General features: G+C 43.2%; 4 protein-coding genes. 3 read left to right on the plus strand and 1 reads right to left on the minus strand.

Annotation, left to right across the window (positions count from 1 at the left end):
- Positions 1-129 precede the first annotated feature (129 nt).
- Both AB4154_RS21190 and AB4154_RS21195 read left to right on the plus strand, forming a co-directional pair.
- Positions 130-870, plus strand: coding sequence for a sulfite exporter TauE/SafE family protein (locus AB4154_RS21190; protein ID WP_372124046.1), 741 nt, complete (start codon positions 130-132; stop codon positions 868-870).
- A gap of 44 nt (positions 871-914) precedes the next feature.
- Positions 915-1,694, plus strand: a complete 780-nt coding sequence (locus AB4154_RS21195) for a glycine betaine ABC transporter substrate-binding protein (RefSeq protein WP_102367602.1) — start codon at positions 915-917, stop codon at positions 1,692-1,694.
- Positions 1,695-1,754: 60 nt separating this feature from the next.
- Here AB4154_RS21195 and AB4154_RS21200 read toward each other — a convergent pair whose 3' ends face one another.
- On the minus strand, positions 1,755-2,678 hold the full coding sequence (locus AB4154_RS21200) for a LysR family transcriptional regulator (protein ID WP_102490406.1): 924 nt from the start codon (positions 2,676-2,678) through the stop codon (positions 1,755-1,757).
- A 216-nt stretch (positions 2,679-2,894) separates the two neighbouring features.
- Between AB4154_RS21200 and AB4154_RS21205 the strand changes: the two genes are divergently transcribed.
- The coding region (locus tag AB4154_RS21205; RefSeq protein ID WP_372124048.1) for a putative quinol monooxygenase at positions 2,895-3,042 on the plus strand (148 nt) is incomplete at its 3' end.

Consider the following 3,042-nt stretch of genomic DNA (forward strand, 5'->3'; position numbering starts at 1 on the left):
CACTGTCAACGAAATGACCCAAATCGCTTAAGCCAACTTTGTATTCCCCCTTATTTGAGTGAATGGCTTTAAAAGCTTTTTGCTCAAATACACTTGTTTTCATCTACGTATTTTCTTGGTTTACATATCATGATCACAGACCTTTGGTTTTATGTTGCAGCGATGCCTGCCGTTTTTTTCTATGGCATGGGCAAGGGAGGGGTCGGCGGTATTTTGGGGATGCTATCGGTACCTTTGATGGCGATGAGCGTATCGCCAGTTCAAGCCGCTGCGATTTTATTACCATTATTGTGTGGTATGGATTTAATGGCGCTGTTTTACCACCACAAGAACTGCAATTACGTCGAGCTAAAAAGTATGATGCCCTTCGCTATTATGGGGGTGATGAGTGCAGCTTATTTTATGGGTAGTCTGTCAACATCTGTCGTTGAACTTATCATTGGGGGGCTGGCTTTGGTCTTTTTAACACAAAAGTTTCTGCTAAAGCAGGTTCAATTTAGCCACCCGATAAAGGGCTATGCCTTAAGTATGTTGTCTGGGTTTTCCAGTACAATTGCCCATGCCGGTGGTCCGCCTGCAAGCATGCATCTACTGCCAAAAAATCTGCCGAAAGAACAATTAATCGGCACCAGCGTAGTATTTTTCACGGTGCTTAACTTTATTAAGTTGATCCCATACAGCTATATGGGGCTGCTCGATATGCAAAACTTGATGACCTCGTTAGTTTTGGTGCCGATTGCGTTTTTAGGGGTTAGAGCCGGTGTGTGGATGGTGAATATCATCTCTCAAGAGTTGATTTACAAGATAAGTTATAGCGTTCTGTTTCTTACGGGAACCAAGATGCTCTATTCCGGCCTCACGGCACTTTAAATGCGATTTTAAAACCTCTTTTTCTTTTATCATAAGGACACGTTATGTCTAACATTATCAATCTCGGGGTTACCGATTTATCTTTTCATCGCGTTACTGCATCCATAGTTAGCCATGTCTTAACTGATATGGGTTTTCAGGTGGAACGTGTCTACGCACCACATCAAGAAAATTTCCAAAATCTAAAAGTGGGCCGTATCGACATGCTCTCTTCTGCCTGGTTACCTTCAAGCCACGGTATCTATAAATCCGATGTTGAAACGGTAGAGCCTTTGTTAGAGTTAGGTTTGCACTATAAACCGTACGCTCTATGGGGGGTGCCCGATTATGTACCTGAGGAGGTTGTTTCACAAATCAGTGACCTATTAAAACCAGAAGTCGTTAAGCGCACCAACAAACACATTCAAGGTATTAACCCAGGTGCTGGCATTACCCGATTCTCTATTGAAATGATGGACCAATATGGATTAAGCGATGTGGGTTATCATTTTCACTCTGGTTCAGAAGAGGATTGCTTTGGTGCCTACGAACGTGCGGTTGAAAATAATGAGTGGGTTATTGTGCCATTGTGGAAACCACAGTTCTTGCACCACCTATTTACTATCCGTGAATTAAAAGAGCCCAAAGGATTATTGGGTAGCGTTGATCGCGCCATATTATTACTTCGACAAGAAAGATCAATCGTATTTACCCCAGCACAGTTGGCACAGCTAGATCAATTGCGCTTTTCAAATGAAATCATCGCAGAATTGGATTACAAGGTTTGCCGTGCGGGATTAGCGGTTGATGATGTGACTCGTGAGTGGTTGGACAACCATCAGTAGTTAAGACCATCACCGCTTTACTGAGGGCTGGCAATTTCCACGCCCTCACAACCTCAACAGTTAACCCAATAGAATCCCTTTGTCCTTCATTTGGATTAGAATCTGTTCGGTCTTTTCTCTAAGCATATCCCTTATTAGGCGGACGGTTGGGGTAATAGATTGTCGGCTTGGGCATATTAACCAAAGCTCAGTGGAAGTCGGTTTATAGTCTGCCATTACATTGACCACTTTCCCTGTTAGCAAGTCATCGGCCATATCGAGGCAAGACTTGATTGCTACCCCTTTCCCCGCCACACACCAGCGCCGAACAAGATCGCCATCATTAGATGCTCTGTTACCTTTCAGTTTTACCTTAATGTCCTCTTTTCCATCATTAAACAACCACTCATTTTGCAAAATATCATGTAACTGGTAAAACAGGGCATTATGTTCAAGCAGATCATCTGGCTCGGATGGAGTACCGTATTTTGCTAAATACTCCGGGCTGGCGCACAACAGCCTTGGCACATCACAAATTTTAAAACCGTACATACTCGCATCGGTTGGTGAGCCATAGCGCAGCGCCATATCAACAGAATCTCGATAAAAATCGATGTTGCTGTCACTGATACTGGAGCGAAGTGAAACGTCTGGGTAGTCCAACAAAAATTCATCAAGCCAAGGTGTGACCACATTTCGGCCCAAATCAGACGAAAGGGCGATGCGGATCTCTCCATCAATAATCCCTAGCTCTTCACGCATGTTCATTTTGGCTTTTTCAAGCATCTGCAACGCCTCTTCACACTGAGGCAAATAACGCTCGCCGGCAGAAGATAAGCGTAAATGACGAGTCGTTCGTACAAATAATTCAGCCCCTAATGATGCCTCAACACGTTTCACCGCCGCACTTGCCGTTGCCGTGCGCATATCCAGATTTGTCGCAGCAGCAGTGATGCTGCGAAACTCTGCGACTTTTAAAATGACCTGAAAATCCTCTAAGAGCATAACCGTTACCTTTTAATCAGTGTGTTAACAAAATCTGAAAATGACTATCCCTTTATATCGCACCACATGAAATATTAAAAGATTATTATCAAATTTTAATTGGTAATTATTCAAATGATGGGCTGTTTTTCATTGGCAATGTTCGCACTATTATACCTCCATACCAACAACGCAGTGCGCTAAGCACGGCACTAACTCAGAACGAAGGAAACTCCTATGACTACATTAACGATTGTTGCAAACATCAAAGCCAATGACGACAAAATTGAACTTGTGAAAGCTGAGCTACTAAAACTTATCGAGATAACTCGTGCTGAAGAAGGTTGCATCAACTATGACCTTCATCAAGACAACGACAACCCAG

This window comes from Vibrio sp. 10N.286.51.B11 (genome assembly GCF_041469245.1).
GTDB lineage: Bacteria > Pseudomonadota > Gammaproteobacteria > Enterobacterales > Vibrionaceae > Vibrio > Vibrio crassostreae_C.

What these genes read in the sequence shown, in the direction of transcription:
- AB4154_RS21190 (WP_372124046.1), top strand. Translation starts at nt 130, where the DNA reads ATGATCACAGACCTTTGGTTTTATGTTGCAGCGATGCCTGCCGTTTTT.
- AB4154_RS21195 (WP_102367602.1), top strand. Translation starts at nt 915, where the DNA reads ATGTCTAACATTATCAATCTCGGGGTTACCGATTTATCTTTTCATCGC.
- AB4154_RS21200 (WP_102490406.1), bottom strand. Translation starts at nt 2,678, where the DNA reads ATGCTCTTAGAGGATTTTCAGGTCATTTTAAAAGTCGCAGAGTTTCGC.